General features: G+C 45.1%; 18 protein-coding genes, 1 tRNA gene and 1 pseudogene. 13 read left to right on the top strand and 7 right to left on the bottom strand.

Annotation, left to right across the window (positions count from 1 at the left end):
- Nucleotides 1-111: 111 nt before the first annotated feature.
- The 3 genes from AAA942_RS09165 to AAA942_RS09155 form a co-directional block, all read right to left on the bottom strand.
- Nucleotides 112-816, bottom strand: coding sequence for a gluconate 2-dehydrogenase subunit 3 family protein (locus tag AAA942_RS09165; RefSeq protein ID WP_338219941.1), 705 nt, complete (start codon nucleotides 814-816; stop codon nucleotides 112-114).
- A gap of 3 nt (nucleotides 817-819) precedes the next feature.
- Nucleotides 820-2,562, bottom strand: coding sequence for a GMC family oxidoreductase (locus tag AAA942_RS09160; protein ID WP_338219940.1), 1,743 nt, complete (start codon nucleotides 2,560-2,562; stop codon nucleotides 820-822).
- Between the two features lie 168 nt (nucleotides 2,563-2,730).
- Nucleotides 2,731-3,417: an arylesterase gene (locus AAA942_RS09155; RefSeq protein WP_338219939.1), complete on the bottom strand. Its 687-nt coding sequence runs from the start codon at nucleotides 3,415-3,417 to the stop codon at nucleotides 2,731-2,733.
- Between the two features lie 250 nt (nucleotides 3,418-3,667).
- On the opposite strand from AAA942_RS09155, the gene AAA942_RS09150 reads away from it, so the two are divergent.
- The 4 genes and pseudogenes from AAA942_RS09150 to AAA942_RS09135 all read left to right on the top strand — a co-directional run bounded on the left by AAA942_RS09150 (nucleotide 3,668) and on the right by AAA942_RS09135 (nucleotide 9,494).
- A complete protein-coding gene (locus AAA942_RS09150; RefSeq protein ID WP_338219938.1) occupies nucleotides 3,668-4,345 on the top strand; it encodes an ABC transporter ATP-binding protein in 678 nt (225 codons plus the stop codon).
- Complete coding sequence (locus AAA942_RS09145; RefSeq protein ID WP_338219936.1) at nucleotides 4,338-6,863, top strand: ABC transporter permease; 2,526 nt, start codon at nucleotides 4,338-4,340, stop codon at nucleotides 6,861-6,863. Before AAA942_RS09150 ends, AAA942_RS09145 begins: the two co-directional genes overlap by 8 nt.
- Nucleotides 6,864-6,970: 107 nt before the next feature.
- Nucleotides 6,971-7,852: pseudogene (locus tag AAA942_RS09140) on the top strand (inositol oxygenase family protein).
- Nucleotides 7,853-7,922: 70 nt separating this feature from the next.
- On the top strand, nucleotides 7,923-9,494 hold the full coding sequence (locus tag AAA942_RS09135) for a solute:sodium symporter family transporter (RefSeq protein ID WP_338219935.1): 1,572 nt from the start codon (nucleotides 7,923-7,925) through the stop codon (nucleotides 9,492-9,494).
- 70 nt (nucleotides 9,495-9,564) lie between these two features.
- On the opposite strand, the gene AAA942_RS09130 is transcribed toward AAA942_RS09135, so the two are convergent.
- The 4 genes from AAA942_RS09130 to AAA942_RS09115 all read right to left on the bottom strand — a co-directional run bounded on the left by AAA942_RS09130 (nucleotide 9,565) and on the right by AAA942_RS09115 (nucleotide 12,194).
- Nucleotides 9,565-10,749, bottom strand: a complete 1,185-nt coding sequence (locus AAA942_RS09130) for an ATP-binding protein (RefSeq protein ID WP_338219934.1) — start codon at nucleotides 10,747-10,749, stop codon at nucleotides 9,565-9,567.
- Between the two features lie 223 nt (nucleotides 10,750-10,972).
- A tRNA-Leu gene (locus AAA942_RS09125) sits at nucleotides 10,973-11,056 on the bottom strand.
- 68 nt (nucleotides 11,057-11,124) lie between these two features.
- A complete protein-coding gene (locus AAA942_RS09120; RefSeq protein WP_338219933.1) occupies nucleotides 11,125-11,424 on the bottom strand; it encodes a putative quinol monooxygenase in 300 nt (99 codons plus the stop codon).
- Nucleotides 11,424-12,194, bottom strand: coding sequence for an SAM hydrolase/SAM-dependent halogenase family protein (locus tag AAA942_RS09115; protein ID WP_338219932.1), 771 nt, complete (start codon nucleotides 12,192-12,194; stop codon nucleotides 11,424-11,426). Before AAA942_RS09115 ends, AAA942_RS09120 begins: the two co-directional genes overlap by 1 nt.
- Before the next feature lie 104 nt (nucleotides 12,195-12,298).
- On the opposite strand from AAA942_RS09115, the gene AAA942_RS09110 reads away from it, so the two are divergent.
- From AAA942_RS09110 to AAA942_RS09070, 9 genes are all read left to right on the top strand, one after another.
- Entirely contained in the window at nucleotides 12,299-13,285 is a 987-nt protein-coding gene (locus AAA942_RS09110) for a PhoH family protein (protein ID WP_338219931.1), read from the top strand.
- A complete protein-coding gene (locus AAA942_RS09105; protein ID WP_338219930.1) occupies nucleotides 13,257-13,691 on the top strand; it encodes a GNAT family N-acetyltransferase in 435 nt (144 codons plus the stop codon). Before AAA942_RS09110 ends, AAA942_RS09105 begins: the two co-directional genes overlap by 29 nt.
- Nucleotides 13,692-13,725: 34 nt before the next feature.
- The gene (locus AAA942_RS09100) at nucleotides 13,726-14,298 is read left to right on the top strand and encodes an outer membrane beta-barrel protein (RefSeq protein ID WP_338219929.1); all 573 of its coding nucleotides are present in this window, start codon (nucleotides 13,726-13,728) and stop codon (nucleotides 14,296-14,298) included.
- 83 nt (nucleotides 14,299-14,381) lie between these two features.
- Nucleotides 14,382-16,322, top strand: coding sequence for a ComEC/Rec2 family competence protein (locus AAA942_RS09095; RefSeq protein ID WP_338219928.1), 1,941 nt, complete (start codon nucleotides 14,382-14,384; stop codon nucleotides 16,320-16,322).
- A 57-nt stretch (nucleotides 16,323-16,379) separates the two neighbouring features.
- Nucleotides 16,380-17,156, top strand: coding sequence for an enoyl-CoA hydratase/isomerase family protein (locus AAA942_RS09090; RefSeq protein ID WP_338219927.1), 777 nt, complete (start codon nucleotides 16,380-16,382; stop codon nucleotides 17,154-17,156).
- Nucleotides 17,157-19,079, top strand: a complete 1,923-nt coding sequence (locus AAA942_RS09085; RefSeq protein WP_338219926.1) for a RecQ family ATP-dependent DNA helicase — start codon at nucleotides 17,157-17,159, stop codon at nucleotides 19,077-19,079.
- Complete coding sequence (locus AAA942_RS09080) at nucleotides 19,072-19,674, top strand: hypothetical protein (protein ID WP_338219925.1); 603 nt, start codon at nucleotides 19,072-19,074, stop codon at nucleotides 19,672-19,674. The genes AAA942_RS09085 and AAA942_RS09080 overlap by 8 nt, the downstream gene beginning before the upstream one ends.
- Complete coding sequence (locus AAA942_RS09075) at nucleotides 19,667-20,218, top strand: NUDIX hydrolase (RefSeq protein WP_338219924.1); 552 nt, start codon at nucleotides 19,667-19,669, stop codon at nucleotides 20,216-20,218. Before AAA942_RS09080 ends, AAA942_RS09075 begins: the two co-directional genes overlap by 8 nt.
- A complete protein-coding gene (locus AAA942_RS09070) occupies nucleotides 20,218-20,652 on the top strand; it encodes an acyl-CoA thioesterase (protein WP_338219923.1) in 435 nt (144 codons plus the stop codon). Before AAA942_RS09075 ends, AAA942_RS09070 begins: the two co-directional genes overlap by 1 nt.
- Nucleotides 20,653-20,677: the final 25 nt, after the last annotated feature.

Below are 20,677 nucleotides of genomic sequence, written 5' to 3'. Positions count from 1 at the left end.
TTCACTAAAAAAATCAATGAATTTCTATAAATCAACAAAGTCACTGGAATATTTTTAAAAAGGAAAACCCGCCAGAATTAACTGACGGGTTTATCATTAAATGGGTTTTGCTTATCCAATCAGATTCCCTTCCTCATCCCAAACAGCCACTTTTCCTCTTTCTTCGGGCTTGAGGTAGATGCTGAGGTATTTTTCCGGATAGGAAAAGCCATGTTTATCCAGGACATTTTGCGGGACGCCGTCCCAAACATTGGGCTGATTGCCCAAATAGCCAATATATTTCCAGCCTGCTTCAGTAGAGAAATAGCCGGAGCAGGTCAAATTTCTGAGCATATTAAACCAGCGAACTCCACCGGAATAAGCTTCTGTGGCCTTTTCAGGCCAGGCCACTAAGTCCACGATTTGGATGACTTCTTCTTTGGATAAGTCATTGAACTTTTTCCCAAACAACTCATCTGCTTCAAAATCCAGCCACATCAATCCGCCCCGCATGGGGGTTTGCATTCCTGGTTGGTCTTTCATCATGAATTCGATGAAATCCGGCACTTTCAATTCCGTCGCAGAAGGAGACTCCGAATCAGCGGGCATGATGATGTCTACCAGTGTATTTAACTTTTTCATTTCCTCTTCGGTGAAAAAGGTTTCCGAAAGCAAACGTGCGTCCCGGGCCTTTTCTTCCTCTGTACGTCCACCCAGTGTGCCTCCATTCATTACCTGACCTTGGACAGCCACCTGCTCCGGCTCGCAACCGGTCAGCAACAAACCCGCTCCCACGGAGCCGGTAAAGAGCAATTTGAGGTTTTCTCTTCTGTTCATAGGTTAGATGTTTTTTTGTTTCAATTGTTCGACAATGTAATCGGAAGTTCTCCAAGACAGGGCCATGATAGTCCAGGTGGGGTTTTTGTCTGCCTGAGATACAAAAGGTCCCGCATCCACTACGAATACATTTTTGCAGTCGTGTGCTTGGCAGTTGGAGTTGAGGACGGAGGTTTTAGGGTTATTTCCCATTCGTGTGGTTCCTACCTCATGGATGATTTGACCGGGAGCTGCCAGACCATAATTGGTCTCGGGACCCGGTTTTGAACCCAAGAGAGTGGCTCCTGCATTGGTCAGGATTTCCTCGAAGGTATCCTGCATGTGCCTGGCCTGCTTGATTTCTTGGTCGGTCCATTTGTAATGAAATCGAAGGACTGGTATTCCGTATTTATCCACCACATTCGGGTCGATTTCGCAGTAGTTGGTGTACTGAGGAATGCTCTCTCCTCTACCTCCCATGCTCAGGGTGGAGCCATATATTCGGCGAATATCTTTTTTCAGCCCTTCTCCATAGCCTCCGTTGGGACTTGGGTTTCCAAACTCGTCCTTCAAATATTTTCGCATGCTGTCCATTCCTCCCCCAAATCCATAAGAGGGCTGGCTCATTCCTCCCCAATATTCGATGTGATATCCACGGGCAAAGTCCAACTTCTTGTTGTCCAGCCACCAAGGCGTGTAGAGGTGCATCCCTCCGACACCATCCTCATTGTACCGATCCCGGTCAAACAATTCGGGCAGAATACCCGCACGGCTTGCTCCCGTAGAGTCGTGCAAGTATCTTCCTAAGGCATCTGAATCCCCTCCGATTCCATTGGGGTGGGATTTGGATTTGGAGTTCATCAGAATACGGGAAGATTCACAGGCAGAGGCTCCCAATACCACTACTCTAGACTTGAGCTTGTACTCTTTCATGTCGATCTTGGATACGAAGGACACTCCGGTGGCCAATCCCTGATCGTTGGTAGTTACTTTACGGACCATGGAATGGGTGTAAAGATCGACCTTGCCTTTTTTCATTGCAGGATGTACCAGACAAGTCCCTGCAGAGAAATCGGCATAAGCTTGGCAAGCTCGATTACACTGATTGCAAAAGAAACAGACTCCCCGTTCATTGTTAATCGGTCGGGTGAGCATGGATAGACGCCCGGGTATCGTGGGAATATTTGCTTTTTCCGCTCCTTTTTTGATATATAGCTCATGTAGTCTTGGCTTGGGAGGAGGGAGGAAAAAGCCATCTGGCTCATTGTAAATGCCTTCTTTGGAGCCAAAAACTCCAATTAGCTTATCTACTTTATCATAATAGGGCTTCAGATCCTCATAGCCAATAGGCCAATCGTCGCCCAATCCGTCAATGCTGGCTCTTTTAAAATCATTGGGACCGAATCTCAAAGAAATTCTTCCCCAGTGGTTGGTTCGGCCACCGACCATTCTGGATCGGAACCAGTCAAAGGAAGTTCCGTCTTTGCGGGTGTAGGGTTCTCCATCGATATCCCATCCTCCAATAGCCTGGTCAAAATCCCCAAATGGGCGGATTCGTGTACCTGCTCCCCGTCGTGGGGATTCCCAAGGTGGACGAAGCTGCGTCCGATCTTCCTCTTTTGCCGGATCGAAATCACCTCCGGCCTCTACCACCGCCACGGAAAGGCCAGCCTCGGAGAGGACTTTAGAGGCCATTCCTCCTCCTGCACCAGAACCGACGATGATCACATCGTAGCTGTCTGGGGTTTCTTTGATTTGAAAGCTCATTTTTAAAAATTTTAATGAAGTCGAAAATATAGAGTAAAATTTTCGTGAATGGAAGTCAATTTTCCCAATTTCGAAAATTACGCTTAAGGATAGGTTATTTCCTGTCTCGATTCAATTTAAAAAATCGTATCAAAAAAATAGCCTCCAATTACAGAGGCTATTTATGGATTAGATATTTTCTTCTATAAAAGGCCAAACCGTCCCAAATACAATCTGATGACCTTCCTCGGTTGGGTGAATCCCATCCGGAAGATTGAGTTCAGGATTGCCGGCCACTCCTTCCAAAAGGAAAGGGATCAGTTTGACATTTTTCTCTTGTGCGACTGCAGGATAAATTTTCATGAATTCATCCGTGTACTCCTGTCCCATATTCGGTGGAATCTGCATCCCTGCCAAAATGATTTTGGTGTCAGGATACTTGCTTCTGACTTTGTCGATGATCGCCAAAAGATTTTTCTTCGTTTCGCTCAGCTGTATGCCTCGTAACCCATCATTTCCTCCCAGTTCGAGTACGAAAATGAAAGGTTCCTCTTCCAGAAACCAATCCAATCGGCTCAAACCACCCGCAGTGGTTTCTCCGCTTAGCCCCCCATTGATGACTTTGAAGTTTTCACCCAAGCTATCCAGTCTAGCCTGAACCAACCCCGGAAAAGCATCCTCCGGGTCGATGCCATAGCCTGCAGAAAGGCTATTTCCGAAAAACAGAATTACCTTCTGCTTTTCTTCCTGACTTTCAGACGTCGTCTCTGTCTGTTCTGCAGTTTGGGTTTCCGATGAATTTCCCCCACAGGAAAATAGAACCATTGAAGTGAACAGGAGCAGTAAAATCGCAAGGGTGGACTTTTGTCTTTTCATTTTTTGAGTGATTTACCTTTAGAAAGGAATTCTGAAAAAAAGGTTCAGATTGGCATCTCCAAACTCTGAATTTTTCCTTAAAAATAGCTTTTTCCTCGTTGGTCGAGCAAATCTCCCCGTCTGTCGAGTCGGCTTGGCCCATGCCGGGGAATTTTATTTTCTTTACATGGGTTGAAGTGTCAGACTTTAATTTGGCTAACCAATTGGCCTCAACCGAGTTTCTTTTCTACTTATCGCCTATTTACATTCCATGAGCATACTAGCTATTCGCAATCTTTCCAAGACCTATCAAAGCGGCAACCGCAAACTGACTGTCTTGGAAAATGTCAATTTTGAAATCCAGGCCGGGGAAACCATTTCCATCGTGGGGCCTTCCGGAAGTGGAAAAACCACCCTTTTGGGACTCTGCGCAGGACTCGATTCCGGCTCTACCGGATCGGTGGTCTTAAACGGCAAGGCTCTTGAAAATCTCAATGAGGATCAGCGCGCAGCGGTGCGCAACCAAGATGTGGGGTTCATTTTTCAAAACTTCCAACTTCTGCCTACGCTGACCGCTTTGGAAAATGTAATGGTTCCTCTGGAACTGAAAAAAAGAAAAGATGCGCGTCAAAAAGCCCAAGAGCTTTTGGAAAAAGTAGGACTTGGAGATCGTGCCACACACTATCCCACCCAACTCTCCGGAGGTGAGCAGCAGCGGGTTTCGATTGCCCGGGCTTTTGCCAATGAGCCGAAAATTCTTTTCGCAGACGAACCCACCGGAAACCTCGATACCGAAACGGGAGAGATGATCGAAAAATTGATTTTTGACCTGAATACCGAAAAAGGAACCACTCTGGTTTTGGTGACACATGACTTGGACCTAGCTGCCAAAACCCAGCGAATCATCCATATCAAGGGAGGTAAAATACAGGAGGACGCCCATGCCTGATTTCAATTGGATTTTGAAAATGGCGATGCGGGATTTTCGCAAAAATCTCTCCCGCCTATTGCTTTTTGTGTCCTCCATCGTGGTTGGGATAGCTGCCTTGGTAGCGATCAGCAGTTTTGGGGAAAATCTAGTCAAAGACATAGACAATCAGGCCAAGGAGCTCTTGGGAGCGGATTTGGTCTTGGAAAACAACAAGCCTTTGGGCGATCAGGCTATTGATTCTGCGGCCATCCAATTTGCCTCCGAGGTCAATTTTGCTTCCATGGTAGCTTTTCCTGCCAAAGACGCCAGCCGACTGACTCAGGTTAGGGCTTTGGAGGGAGATTTTCCTTTTTATGGAAAATTGGAAACGGTACCTGCAGAAGGAGATGCTGATTTTAGAAGTGGAGGCAAAAAAGCCTTGGTGGAAAAGACGCTCATGGCGCAGTTTGATGCACAAGTCGGTGACTCGATCAAGGTTGGGGCGGTAATGTTTCAAATCGTGGGCGAACTCCAAAAAGTCCCCGGTCAGACAGGGATCACTGCCACCGTAGCTCCTGCAGTCTATATTCCGATGGCCTACCTTGAGGAAACCGGGCTGGTACAATACGGAAGCCGGGTGGAGTACAATCGATACTTGCAGTTTACGCCTGGTACAGATGTGGAAGAACTGATCAAGCCCTTCGAGGACCAATGGGAGATCGATCGGGTAGATGCCGACACCGTCGAGGATAGAAAGAGATCCACCGGCCGTTCTTTCGGCAACTTGTCCAACTTCCTGAGCTTGGTAGCCTTCATCGCTTTGCTTTTGGGTTGTGTGGGAGTGGCCTCAGCAGTCAATGTTTTTGTTAAAGAAAAGCTCGCCTCTGTGGCGGTTCTCCGCTGTTTGGGAGTAGCATCTCGGGATGTGTTGTTGATTTATCTGGTCGAAATCGTAGTCATGGGTCTTTTCGGAGCACTAATCGGGTCGATTTTGGGCACCTTGCTTCAGTTTGTTCTTCCGGCCGTTTTTGCGGATTTCCTTCCTGTGGAGGTGACGGTGGGGATTTCCTGGACTTCGGTAGGTTTTGGGTTGATTACAGGACTTCTTGTGTCGGTATTGTTTGCCTTGCTTCCTTTGCTGAAAGTGCGGAATGTCTCTCCAATGGCTACATTGAGACCGGAAACTGCCGATTCCACCTTGCTAAAGGACCCTGCCCGCTGGGCGGTAGTTCTGGGGATTTTACTCTTTATCTTTGGATTTAGCTTTTACCTTTTGAAGCAGGTGGCCTGGGCTATCGGTTTTACGGCATTTGTATTGGTGGCTTTTGGAGCACTTTGGGGAGTAGGAAAGTTCATCATGTGGGCTGTGAGGCGGTTTTTACCGATTACACTTAGCTACCCCTGGAGACAGGCTTTGGCTAATCTTTATCGGCCAAACAATCAGACCATTTCACTGATTGCCACCATCGGATTGGGAACGGCAATGATCAGCACGCTCTTTTTCCTCCAAAACCAATTACTGGAGGAGGCCAAGTTTGCCGATAAAGAAGATCAGCCGAATATGCTGATGTTTGACATTCAAACTCCTCAACTGGTGGATGTCAAGTCCAAAGTGACAGGCCGAAAAATGCGTATCATCCAAGAGGTGCCTATCGTGACCATGCAGCTCAATGAGATTAATGGAATAGATAAGCGAGAGAATGAAGAGCTTCCAGACGAAGAGAATTACAGTCGTTGGCTGTACAACCGGGAGTTTCGAGTAACTTATCGGGATACCTTGATTTCTTCCGAAACCCTGACTTCAGGCGAACTGATCCCCTTGGGAGCTAGAGGAGACAGTGTGTTTGTCTCCTTGGAAAAAGGATTTGGAGAAGGGAATGGAATGAAAATCGGCGATGAGCTGATCTTCAATGTCCAAGGCCGTCCGATCAAAACCTACATCGGCAGCTTTCGGGATGTGAAATTCAATCAGGTTTCTACCAATTTCCTGGTGCTCTTCCCGAGTGGAGTTTTGGAACAGGCCCCCAAATTCCATGTGATCATCACCAAAACCCAAAACGACCGTCAAGCTGCCGATGTGCAGTCAGAGATCGTCCGGGAGTTTCCGAATATTTCAATCATCAATCTCGGGACGATTGTGGAGACCTTGGAGGATATCTTGGGTAAAATCAGCTTTGTGATCCAGTTTATGGCTTTTTTCTCCATTGCCACGGGGATTTTGGTGCTGATCAGCTCGCTGATTATCTCCAAGTATCAGCGGATGCGGGAAAGTATCCTTTTGCGGACTTTGGGTGCGAGCTCGGGCATCGTCCGAGTGATCAATACCTTAGAATACTTCTTTTTGGGAAGCTTGGCTTCACTTTCTGGAATCTTACTTTCGTTTATGGCCACCTTCCTCTTGGGAGAGTTTGTCTTCGAAATGAATTTCAGCTTGGCTTGGAAGGAAGGGTTGATCATTTATTTAGCAATCACTGGTCTGACAATTGTGTTGGGTTGGCTGAATGGGCGTCGAATCATCAATCAGCCTCCGATGGAGATTCTCCGCGGAAATGGATAAAACCAAATAAGCCTCCGAAAGGGGGCTTTTTTGATTTTAATCCTTGAAGATGCACCAGCTGGTTTTTTTTGAATTTGTGTTTATCTTCCCCAATCAAAGCTAAGCCCATGAAAACCAAGTTGTCAGAATCAGAAAAGTCTCCGCTTCAATCCATCGAGGAATGGGAAGAGGATCTTTTGGTTCGTTATCCCGAACCGAAATCCAAGCAAGAGAAAGCGAAGGAAGATTAGCGAAACTACCACGATTCCGAGAGGGTGGATACCGTCCGGGAATTTTACAAACTCAATCACACCTACCAGACCTATGATTTTGTGGTCGAAAAGGAAAAAGAGTTTCTCAGATTTGAAAAAAAAGAAATGCCTTTTTGGGATGCGGTAGATTACCTGAATACGCTTGTGGATGATTCGGATCCTGATACTAATTTGGATCAATTGCAGCATTTGTTGCAGACTTCAGAAGCGATTCGAGCAGACGGACACCCGGATTGGTTTGTTTTGACTGGATTTATTCATGATTTGGGAAAAGTACTTTGTCTCTTTGGGGAACCTCAATGGGCGGTGGTTGGCGATACGTTTCCGGTAGGATGCAAGCATTCCGACCGGATTGTTTATCCTGAATTTTTTGATTTGAATCCGGACTCAGAGGATGAGCGATACAATACCAAGTATGGGGTTTATTCTCATCATTGTGGTCTAGACCGGGTAAAAATGTCCTGGGGGCATGATGAATATCTGTATCAGATGTTCAAAAACTACCTCCCTGAGCCGGCATTGTACATGATCCGATATCACTCCTTTTACGCGCAGCACAGGGAGAATGCCTACGATCACCTGTTGAATGATCATGATCGGGAGATGTTTAAATGGGTGGACAAGTTTAACCCTTACGACCTGTATTCCAAGGTGCCTGTACCTCCTGATTCCAAGGCATTGAGGCCCTACTATGAGGATCTGGTGGCCAAATATTTGCCTTCCGTTCTTAAATTTTAACTGGTTGAAGGGGATGAGGCGATCATCCCTTTTGTATTTATTTGATTTCAAGAATCGTTTCCCCCAATCCATGTTGACCATTTTATCCTTTTTGGGCTTTACATTTTTGGTGGCGTTTATCTCTTGGTATAGGCTCAGAAAGGAAAACCTTAAATCCAGAGATGGGTATTTTTTGGGAGGCAGAAGCCTGACCGGGGGAGTCATCGCAGGATCAATGATTTTGACCAATATTTCCACAGAGCACCTTATCGGGATGAATGGATCCGCCTATAAGAATGGCATGATCATCATTGCTTGGGAGGTTACTTCCGCGATCGCCTTGGTGATTGCGGCTCTTTATTTCTTGCCTATTTACCTCAGAATGGGACTGGCCACGATTCCTCAATACCTAGCCTATCGCTACGATGAGACCACCAAGACGCTTGTTTCCATTCTCCTCATGCTTTCGTTTGTGCTCACTTTGCTTCCCATTGTGCTCTACACCGGTGCCATCAATCTGGAGAGTCTGTTTTCTGTATCTGAAATATTTGGTTTCAGTCGATCTCAGGGTGTTTGGATTTCCGTTTTGGCAATAGGAGGGATTGGTTCAGTTTATGCCATTCTGGGTGGATTAAAAGCGGTAGCCTATTCCGATACAATTAATGCTATCGGACTAGTCGTTGGTGGACTGGCTGTTCCGGTTTTTGCCCTTTGGGAAATCGGAGGCGGAGATATTGGGGTTGGTATGGCCAAAGTGTATGAAACTGTTCCTGAAAAATTCAACGTGATAGGAGCAGAAGATTCTGTTTTGCCATTCAGCACGCTTTTCACCGGTTTGATGATCAATCAGCTGTATTTCTGGGGAATGAATCAGACGATTATTCAGCGGGCCTTGGGTGCCAAAAATATGGCAGAGGCCCAAAAAGGGCTTTTGTACACTGGGATTTTCAAGATTTTGATTCCCTTGATCATCGTTTTACCGGGAGTGATTGCCTTTTACTATTTTGGTGAGGAGCATTTTGATGATCAGGATATGATCTATCCGATTTTGGTGAAGAAAGTTTTACCCGCTGGTATGATCGGATTTTTTGCTGCAGTGGTATTGGGGGCGGTACTAAGCACATTTAATTCGGTGCTCAACTCCGCATCTACCATTTTCAGTCTGGACATTTACAAAAAGATCGTCCGTCCCGACTCATCGGAACTTCAGTTGGTGCGGGTAGGGAAATGGGTTTCCTTGATTTTGGCGATTTCATCTATTTTGATTGCACCCATGGTGGGCAATGCTCCCGAGGGACTTTATCAGCTCATGCAGCAGCTGAATGGGATCTTTTTTATTCCCATAGCTTCTATTCTTTTGGCAGGCTTTTTTTGGCCGAAAATCTCAGCTGCCGGTGCCAAAGCAGGATTGGCAGTTGGGCTATTTTTTTACTTGTTCACCACCTTTATTTTCCAAGTAGATCTCCATTTTGTGCATGTATGGGGAATTGAGTTTTTACTCAATCTGCTGGTGATGTATCTGGTAAGTTTAAAATATCCTCCAAAAGAGGTGAACCAATTTCCTTCAGGGCCTCTCAATCTTCAATCCTGGCGATTGGCCAAACCGTTATCTGTTCTTCTTTGCGTGGTGACGGTATTGATTTATTGGTTTTTGGGGAGATAGGATATTTTGGCTTTAAAAACTTTTCCAAAGTTTTGAACTTTGGAAAAGTTGGTACTCTATTCTCACATTACTATCCTTTTAATAATCCTAAAAACTCGATCAAGCCAATCACTTCCGTTTCATTTTTGACCGGGAATCGCTCCTTTCCTGAGTAAATAACCCATTTTTTGGTGGCGCCGATATCCTCACAGGCATTATGAAAGCCTGCAGAAAGTGAGGGCGCACTAGATCTTTTTACTTCAATTGCCCACACTTCCTGGTTGTTTCTTTCCAAGATCAAATCAATTTCGGCTTGGTTGCTAGAGCGATAGTATCTCGGAGTCCAGGTGGAAGAGATCGTGTTCAAGATATTTTCTACCACAAAACCTTCCCAGCTGGCTCCTATGATCGGATGACCAAGCAGCTGGTCGAAATTGTAAATGCTTAGCAGGCCATGAAGTAAGCCCGTATCTCGAATGAAAATTTTTGGTGTCTTCACCAGCCTTTTTTTGATGTTTCCTGACCAAGGCTGCACTTGTCTTACCATAAAGAAATCCTGAAGGGTGTCCAAGTACGTTTTGACTGTGGTATGACTCACGTCCAGACTTTTGCCAATATTGCTTAGATTGGCCTGCTGACCATGAAAGTGGGCTAGCATCGTCCAAAACCGCTTCATCCGGGTGGCAGGAACCTGAGGGCCGAATAGCGGAATGTCTTTTTCTACATAGGTGGTGATAAAATCCTGTCGCCAATTCCAGCTTTCTTGGTCACTTTCCGCCAGATAGCTGTCCGGAAATCCTCCTCTAAACCAAAGTTTTTCCAAACTGAACCCTAGAGGATCATTTTGGTGGAGTTCATTGGCGGTGAAAGGAGTCAGTTCCAAGTATCGGATTCTCCCAGCCAAGGTTTCAGAAGACTGCTGGAGCAGTTCCTTTGAGGCCGAACCTAAAAGGAGAAAGTGGCCCGCCTTTTCTCCTGCCCGTTTTCGGATATCGACAAGGCCTCGGATAATTCGAAAAAGGTCTGGCTTACGCTGCACCTCATCGATGACCAAAAGTTGATTTTCAAATTGCCGAAGATAGCTTTCCGGGTCATCCAACTTGGCTAAGTCGGAATCCAACTCCAAGTCGAGGTAATGAACAGGTTTATCCAAAAGAGGCTTGGCAAACTCCAAGGCCAATGTGGTTTTTCCGACCTGCCTTGGTCCCAAAATAACCACTACAGGCATGGATTTCAGACCTTGGATTAGCTTGTTTTCAAGAGTTCGGTGGATCATGGGATTCTGGATTAACTTTCAAATTTCATGAAAAATAATCAAAAAGTATGCAAATTGAAAGTTTAACTTTCAATTTGCATGGTTTTATGGTCAATAAGTATGAAATCTGAAAGTTTGATGCTCAGCTCAACAGAACTTTTCCAAAGTCTAAATCTTTGGAAAAGCTTCAGCCAGCAAGAGGCTGAAACAAAAAAAGCCCGCATATCTGCGAGCTTTTGTCATGTACCCAGGGCCGGAGTCGAACCGGCACGAGTGTAACCTCATTGGTGTTTGAGACCAACGCGTCTACCAATTCCGCCACCTGGGCATTTCAAGTATTCCCGTTCCTTGCCGAACGGGCTGCAAATATGAAAACAAAAATGATTTCCTACAAACTCACTCCTGCACTTCCTGCAATTTTTTTATGCTAAATGCCTGCGGCTTTTCTGCGAATAAGGTCTTGGTATAGCTCCATACCGATTTAAAGAGCTCAGAATCACGATATTTATTCAGTGCTTCCTCACTTTCCCAATAGCTATAAGTCATGAAAATATTTTCTTCAGAAAAATCTCTCCAGAGCTCCAAATGATGACAACCGGGGAAATTTCGGATCGCTTTTTTGTTTTTTTCGAAATTTTCCAGAAATGAGGAGACCTCTTCGGGGCGGAAAACCATACGGACGATTCGGGTGAGCATCAGTTTTCGAAATTTATATAGACCACGCTATCCCGCTTTAGACCCAGCAGATTTCCAGCATGTCCATGGTTGATTCCGATTTCCAAAAGATTCAGGCTATTGAAAAAGGCATAGGGATCGCCGAGTTCCACCTGTCCATACCCTTTTTGCAGGCGCTGCACAGATTCCCGGCCAAACTGGATAGTGAATTTTCCCGGATTGAGTTTTTCAAAAACCTCTCGTTGAATATTGGTGATCAGATTTCCATAGCGATCGATTCGGATCACATGGCCTAGGATGTGTTCACGTGTTGCCTTGGCTTGTCGGGACATAAGTTTGCGGAATCCTTTCAGAGGACCTCCAAAATCATGGATTGCAGCTCCACTAGCCACTTTTGCTGCGATGGGGGCAAGAATGTCCTTGGTTGGAAAGGGAGTGTCCTGCAGGTGAATGTCCGCAAACTGCACCATGATCCCCGGTTCTTGCTCAGTAATCAGGCTGAGAATTCCATTGTTTGGGCAGATGAAAATATGGTCTTCAAGTTTGGCCCCCATATATCCCTGAGTCAAATCATCAGCAGTGTTGATCCCGACTAGGTGGACAGTGCCTTTTGGAAATTCTCTGAAAACAGACTTAAGCAAAAAAGCAGCATGCTCGATCTCGAAAGGCTCGATCTTGTGGCAAATATCGATAATGTTGAGTTGTGGATTAATGGAAAGCATTTTGGCTTTGACAGCCGGTACGTAGTAATCTTGGTCCCCGAAATCAGAGAGGAAAGTAACCAATGCCATAAGAGCAAGTCTATTAAAATTGTGTAATTTTGTTTGTAAGGGATCGAACAAAAATAGAAATTTTCTTCTTTAGCCCTTGAGCCATATCAAAATCCACAATCAGTTTGGTCGAAAAAGTAATCACATTAGAAAATATCCCATTGCCTGAATTTTTGGGCGCTGCCAATGAAAATATCAGGCAGCTTTCTCAGGCTTTTCCCCAAAGTAAAATCATATCCAGAGGGAATGAAATCCGCATTCAGGGTGGTGCACCAGAAATTCTACGGATCAATGATGTGATCAATCTACTTCTGGAGCACTTTGACCGATTTGGTCATCTCACCCCCGAAAATGTCAAAGATTATCTGGATGTAGAAGGAATCCCTTTTGCCGAAGCGAGCAAAGACCAGGTAATTGTCTTTGGAAATAAAGGACTCGTAATCAAGCCCAAGTCTCCCAATCAACGCAAGCTAGTGGAGGCAGCCGTAAAAAATGACTTGGTTTTTGCTTTGGGACCTGCAGGAACAGGAAAAACCTACATCGCTGTGGCCTTGGCCGTGAGAGCCCTGAAAAACCGGGAAGTAAAGCGGATAATTATTACTCGTCCTGCTGTTGAAGCTGGGGAAAATCTCGGGTTTTTACCTGGAGATTTGCAGGAAAAACTCGATCCCTATCTGAGACCGATCTACGATGCCCTTCAGGATATGGTGCCACCTGAAAAGCTCAAATACTACCAAGAAACCCGAGTGATCGAAATCGCACCCTTGGCTTATATGCGTGGGAGAACGCTCCATGATGCTTTTGTACTCCTGGATGAGGCTCAAAATACCACAAGTGAGCAGATCAAGATGTTTTTGACCCGAATGGGGCCTAACTCCAAGGTGATTATCACCGGAGACCAAACTCAGGTGGATTTACCGGTTCGACAGAAATCCGGCCTATCCGAGGCATTAAGGATTCTCAAAGATGTAAAGGGAATCGGAATCGTAAATTTGAGCGGAAAAGATGTCATCCGACACAAACTGGTCAAGGCGATCATCGAGGCCTACGAAAAGAATCAGGAAGAAAAAGATCAGCAGCGCTATGAGTCTCAAGGTCGAAAAAATTTCTGATCCATCCTCTTTTCAAGAAGCCGTCAAAATCCGTGAGCAGGTATTCGTCATTGAGCAGAAAGTAAGCAAGGAAGATGAATATGATCAGTTTGAAGAAAGTTCAACCCATTTTCTTGCTCGGATGGACGGTAAGCCTGTCGGTGCCGCTCGATGGAGATATACCGATAAGGGAATCAAGTTGGAGAGATTTGCCGTCTTGAAAGAATTCAGGGGAAAAGGAGTGGGAAAAAGTCTCGTAGAGGCTGTATTAAAAGATATTCATTCGGATAGTCATGCAGAAGGAAAAGTAAAGTATCTTCATGCACAGTTGGATGCAGTTCCACTTTACTCAAAATTCGGATTCAAAAAGGTAGGTGAAATGTTTGAAGAATGCAGCATTCAGCACTTCAAAATGCAATTGGCCTAATCCTTGTCGTATTTAGTTAACAAATTTTGAACACATGAAAAAAATTTTCCTATCTCTCCTTTTTGTGGGAATGACTATCAGCATGGTCAATGCCCAGCAGGTGATTTCATCCTCCTCTTCTTCCAATCCAAATCTGGGTAATTTTGAAAATGAGGTAAAAATCAATTTCCTCAATTTGATTCTTTTGGGATCATTTGAGGTGGGTTATGAGCGGTTTTTGAGTGATAATCATTCACTTGACCTCCAGCTTCATATCAATGATCGCTTTGGATACAATAGCCAGGGAAATGGTAAAAATTACAAAACCAACGCAGTTCAAGCTGGAATGAACTTCTATTTTGGTGATAATCCCAACGGGAGATTTCACCTTTATCCTTTTATGAAGTTTCGTTTTGGAGACTTTGAGGAGCCGGGTGATGGAGGAGTAGTGACTACAGATATGACCGCTTTTATATTTGGTGCAGGAGTGGGATATAAGTTTGAAGTCTCCGAGCACTTTGCTTTTGGACCTTATGCAAGTGTAGCCCGAAACTTCAGTGAGGCTGTCAATGATAAATTTACCTCTATCGAATTCAATGGGGGTTTTAGTTTAGGCTATAGATTCTAAAAGACCAAGCATATAAATAAAGAGCCCGCAAGGGTTCTTTTTTTGTTCAATTTTTTTAAATTAAAGCTTTAATTTTTCAGAAAATGAGATTTGGCGACTTTCCATTTTTGCGCTATCTGCCCTTTTTGATAGCGGGGATCCTTCTCGGAAAGCTATTTCCGCTTCAATCACTTTTGTCTCCATCTCTTGGCTTACTAGGGTCAATTTGGATGACTTATTTGATTTTCCTTGTCAAGAAAAATCTGACCTTTCGTCCACCGTTTGCTCTTTTGGCCTACACTCAATTGATTTTGCTTGGCTTTGGTCTTTCACTTTGGAACCAAAAGACCAAGGCAGAATCTCCAACTCCCTTTTCGACAAATTCACTGGGTTACCTAGCAGAGGCTCAGAAGTTTGATTCAGAAAAACCCAATTCTCGCGAGAATCTGGTAAGGATTCTGGCAATTAAAGATTCTACCGGCTGGAAAAGGGGGGATGGAAAAGTCCTGGTTTACCATCAGGATTCCCTTCAGATTCGGCCCGGAGACCTTCTTTTTATTTCCAAAATTCCTGAAGAAATATCTCCTACATCTTATCCTGATGAGTTTGATTATCGGGCATTCTTGGCCAAAAAGGGGATTTCTTACCGACAATTTATAGGTGAAAATTTACGGGTGATGGATTCCTTGCCTCACGAGTCTTGGAGGTTTGGCATGGATCGCCTGAGAAACTTTTTTTCTGAATCCATTGAGGCAAAAGTACCCTCATCCGATGCCCGACAGATTGCTCAGGCGCTATTGCTAGGGCAAAAAGAAAACCTGGACAAGACTTTGCGCAATTCCTACGCCGAGACCGGTACCATGCACATTCTAGCGGTTTCTGGTCTTCATGTCGGGATTATTTATTTGGTTTTGCTTTTCCCTCTTCGCCTTATAAAGCTAAAAGGAAAGCCCGAGAAAATGTATTTGATTGCTGTGATTGCGATTATCTGGATTTATGCGGCATTGACCGGGCTTTCCCCTTCGGTGGTAAGGGCTTCTACCATGTTTTCTCTGTTTTCCCTTGGGCAAATGAGACAGCGAAGACCTTCGATCTGGAATATCCTGGCTTTCTCGGCCATGATCATGATCGCTTGGGATCCGGATGTTCTCTTTGAAATCGGCTTTCAGCTTTCCTATGCGGCTGTGGCCGGAATTGTCGCTTTGCAACCCCTGATTGTAAGATGGTGGCTTCCACCAAATAGGGTTTTGGAGTACCTCTGGCAATTGGCCGCAGTCAGTATTGCGGCTCAGTTAGCGACTTTCCCACTTTCTGTTTACTATTTTCACCTGTTTCCCACCTATTTTCTATTCGCCAACTTGGTAGTTGTACCCTTGGCTTTTTTAATTATGGCTGTCGGATTGCCTTTCTTGGCTTTCAGCTGGGTATGGGGAGTAGGGGATGTGTTGGGCTGGGCGATCGACGGATTAATCCGAGTTCAGATTTGGACGGCGGAGTTCTTTCAGAGTTTGCCTTTCGGGAGCTTGGACCGATTGACTATTTCCATTTCCGGAATGCTTCTGGTTTGGGTGTTGCTTTTGATTTGGGGGAATTGGGAATGGGGTGACCGGAGAAAATTTACAGCGCTTTTCCTAATGGTTTGGGCTGTCTGGATTGGTGAGGGGATAATCAGAGAATCGAGCAAGCCTGCAAGGTCTCTATGGGTTTTCGCAGGAGAAAAAGGACTCCTTTTGGAATTGCAATCAGGTGACCAAACCTTATCCTGGAATCAAAGCTTTCCTCTGGATCAGCTGAGCTTTTCTATCGATCCCAATCGAGTTCAGGAAGGTAGAAGTTGCTTTCCGGAACCACTGGAAGCGGTCTTCTTGGATTCAATTTTTAGGGTTCCAGGTTATGATTTTTCTTTTTCAGTAGATCAAAAAAGGATTTTCTGGAATAAGGAAAAGCCAAAGTCAATTCGCTATTTTCAAGGCAACGAAGTGGAATCGGGTCAGATAGCAGAAAGCATTGTGATCGATGAAACAGGCTTTCGGGTGATTTTCTGAAATCTTTTTTGACCTTGGGATTTTCTGACCCAACTTTATCCCAACAACCCAAATAGAATGGAAAAATTAGTAGTAGTAGAGGTAAAAGAACGGATAGGTTGGATTACACTCAACCGGCCGGAAAAAAGAAATGCAATGAGTATCGATCTGATTGCCTCCCTTTCCGAGGCCTTGGAGGTACTTGCTGGCAATTCGGAAGCTAAAGTGATCGTGCTCAAAGCAGAAGGAAAGGCCTTCTGCGCAGGAGCTGATTTGGATTATATCCGACAGTTGCAAAATTTCACTTTCGAAGAAAACTTGGAAGACAGTCGGAAGCTGCTTGATCTCTTTACCAAGATATATGAATACCCTAAGCCGGTGATAACGCAGGTTCAGGGACACGCGCTAGCAGGAGGATGTGGGCTGGTTACAGTCTGTGATTTTGCTTTTTCGGCGCCGGAAGCACTTTTTGGATATACCGAAGTGAAAATCGGCTTTATTCCTGCCTTGGTGTCAGTCTTTCTTGCGGAGCAGATTGGGCAGGCCAAAGCGACGGAACTCTTGCTTTCCGGTGAATTGATTTCTGCTCAGAAAGCTACCGAACTGGGCCTGATTACTCAAGTGGTGGCAGATGGGGCTTTGGAGCAATTCACTGAGGAATTTGCTCAAAAGCTGATTCAATCCAATTCCGGCCTAGCCATGAAAGAAACTAAGCGCCTTCTTCGATCCCTTGGAAAGCAGCAAAGGGATGAAGCGCTAATCGCAGCGGCAGAGGCCAATGCCCGAGCCCGTGCCAGTGAAGACTGTATCCAAGGTATCGCTGCTTTTTTGTCCAAAACCAAACCCGTTTGGTAGGTGGAGGATCAACTGAGTCATATTCTCCGGCAGGTTTTTGGATTTGAGGACTTTCGTCCAGTCCAAAAGCAGGTTATTGACTCGGTTTTATCCACTCGGGACACCTTGGCCATTTTGCCTACTGGGGGAGGAAAAAGTCTTTGTTATCAAATTCCAGGATTGGCTAGACCGGGGATTTGTCTGGTCGTCTCTCCTTTGATTGCCCTGATGAAAGATCAGGTGGACAACCTGAAAGCAAAAGGAATCAAAGCGGCAGCGATATTTTCCGGGATGAGCAGCAGAGAAATTGATACCACCCTGGACAATTGCATCTATGGAGACTATAAGTTCCTGTACGTTTCTCCCGAACGATTGAAAACCGAGCTGTTCATCGAGAGATTCAAGCAGATGAATGTCAATCTGATTGCTGTCGACGAAGCGCATTGTATTTCTCAATGGGGCTATGATTTTCGCCCCAGCTATCTGGAAATTGTCAAAATCCGGGCCTATCATCCCCGAGCCCAAGTCCTTGCACTTACCGCCTCAGCGACCCCAGAGGTAGCCAGGGATATTCAGGAAAGGCTGGAAATGAATTCCCCGAAGGTAATTCAGCAGAGTTTTGCACGAAAAAATCTCAGTTACAGTGTCCGGCAAGTGGAAAACAAACTGGAGAAAGGGGTGGAGATTCTGAACAAGATTCCCGGCACGGCGATTTGGTATGTGCGCAATAGGCAGGGTACCCATCAGATAGCAAAAAGTCTTCAGCAGCTCGGAATCTCCGCTTCCCCGTATCATGCCGGACTTTCCAATGAAGAACGTTCGTCCAGACAGGAGTCATGGAAAAAAAATCAAATCAGGGTGATGGTCAGTACCAATGCTTTTGGAATGGGCATTGACAAACCGGATGTTCGGGTGGTTTTGCATAGTGATCTGCCGGAAAATCTGGAAAACTATTACCAAGAAGCCGGACGAGCTGGGAGGGATGGCGCCAAAGCCTTTGCCGTTCTGATGGCAAATGAACAGGATTTTGAGCAGGTGATGAATCGATCTGCTCTAGTCTATCCGCCGATCGAATACCTTCGGAAGGTCTATCAGTGCTTGGCCAATTATTTTCAGTTGGCAGTTGGCACTAATCTGATGAGCAGTTTTGATTTTGTGATTTCGGATTTTTGTGACACCTACCAGTTAGGAGTTTTGGAGACCTTTTATGCGCTTAAAGTACTCGAAGAGGAGGGATTTATTGAGCTGAGTGAGAGTTTTTATGTCCCCTCCAGGATTCATTTTTTGATTAATCCTACCCGGCTTTATGAAGTTCAGATTGCCCATGCCAAGCTTGATCCGGTCATCAAAGTGCTCCTGAGGACTTATGGCGGCAATCTTTTTTCCGAATACCTCAAAATTCAGGAAAACAAATTGGCCAAAGTGCTTGAGATGAAGGAATCCGAGCTAGTCAAAGCTTTGCGTCAGCTCCACCAAATGGAAGTGCTGGACTACGATCAGAAAAAGGATCAGCCCCAACTCACTTTTCTGACTCAGCGATACGACGCGGGCAAGCTTCCGCTCAATTTTCAGCGAATTCAAGCTCGAAAGGAGCTCACTATGGAGAAAGCCAAAAGTATGGTGGAATATGCCCATCAGGGCAGAATATGCAGATCCAGATTCATTCAGGGCTATTTTGGGGAAATGACTGAGGAAGATTGCGGAATCTGTGATGTTTGCATTTCAGGCAAAAAAGCCAAGATTCCCGAAAAAGTAGAAGATTGGCTCACTGAGAAAATTTTGGAAACTTTAGCTCAAGGCGGTGAGTTAAGTGAAAGTGATCTTTTGGAAAAGATCAATAAACCCGCTACTCCTCCTCATCTCCAACTTGTCCGTCAATTGATCGATCAGGGAAAGATCACCAAAACCAAGGAGGGAAAACTGAAATTGATCACTCATGGCTAATTTCCTCGATGATTTATTCAAAAAACTTTTCAAACCTTCGGAAAATACCCCGATGAAGGTGAAAGAAAACTTTGTCATCCAAGAGGAAGATCAAAAAGATCTGGATGAGTGGATGGAGTCTGCCGAGTGCCAGCGGTTTTTTGATCTGATATTCAGAAATTATCATTTCAAGCGAACCCAAATCAACGAAAGACCACAAGTTCACATTATGCAGTCTCCCTATGCCAATGGATTTGCGGTGACCTACGATGAACCCTTCGATTTTCAATCCTTTTCCAGGATTTTCTTGGCTTTTAGCCGTCGTATTTTAGCTTTGGGATATCATCAGGTCAGTTTGGATCGAAAATTTGAAGAAATCAACGAACAGGTAAAGGTGACTGAGAAATTTTATTTCAAGCCGCCTTTGCAAGTACCCAAGGAAGGGGAGTTGATTTCTCAGCTTTTTGGAAATGTGGCCCTGGAAAAAGTCTCGATTGACAATCAACCCAGCTATATCAAATGCCTGGCGACGGTATATTCCGATCGCCTGTACCAGGATGCCGGCTCCTTCGATCAGCTGTTGGATGGCATCTTCAAAAAAAACAACAATGGATAGACTCAGTCTGAGAAATCAACTTCAGGTATACAGAACACCCTACGAGGAAGAATCCCCCTTTATTGCCGATTTTCTGGAATTGACCCAAGACCCCTTGGCTTACAAAAGAGAAAGGCTGGCGGGCCACTTTACTGCATCTGCCTGGATTGTCAATAAGAAACGTACCCATACACTTTTGACTCTTCATCGCAAGTTGGGTCGATGGTTGCAATTGGGAGGCCATGCCGATGGAAACGAGAATCTGATCGAGGTGGCAATGAAAGAAGCACAAGAAGAAAGCGGTCTTCAAAGCCTTCGTCTGGTGGATTCCACCATTTTCGATCTGGATAAGCATATCATCCCGGAGCGTCCCCATGTGCCCGAGCATTTTCATTTCGATGTTCGCTATCTATTGGAAGCGGATATTCAGGAACCATTGCAGATTTCTGAGGAAAGCATTTCTCTTGCTTGGATAGCTTTTGACTCGGTAGTGGACATGATCGGATACAATCCCTCCATACTGAGGATGTTGGAAAAAACGAGCAAATCAGAAATATTACTTTAATGCCTCAGGTTAATCCAGCAGAGATTCGTTCTGCTTTTTCTTTTTCAAAGCCCATCCAAGTCCGCTTTTCCGATATTGATGGATATCTTCATGTAAATAATGGCATCTATTTTAGCTATTTCGAACACGCACGGGCGGTATTTCTCTATGAGGCCTGTGGCTGGAACGTGCTGACTGTGGGGACTGTGGTCGGTCGGGTAGAGATCGATTATCTTCGTCCCATCCATATGGAAGATCAGGTGGAGGCCTTGGTCAAATGCACCCGGGTTGGGAATTCCTCCTTTGATCTGGATCAATACTTGGTGGGAAAAAATGCCGCCGGAGAAGAATTGGTCTTCGCAAAATGCAAATGCGTTTTGGTCTCTGTAGATATGAAAACCATGAAACCGGTACCGGTTCCTGCCGAATACCGAACCAAATTGAAGCAGTTCTAAGGCCCAATTGCCTATCTTTGCGCAA

Source organism: Algoriphagus sp. oki45, from assembly GCF_036245605.1.
GTDB lineage: Bacteria > Bacteroidota > Bacteroidia > Cytophagales > Cyclobacteriaceae > Algoriphagus.
This window is presented reverse-complemented; position numbering and strand designations above follow the sequence as displayed.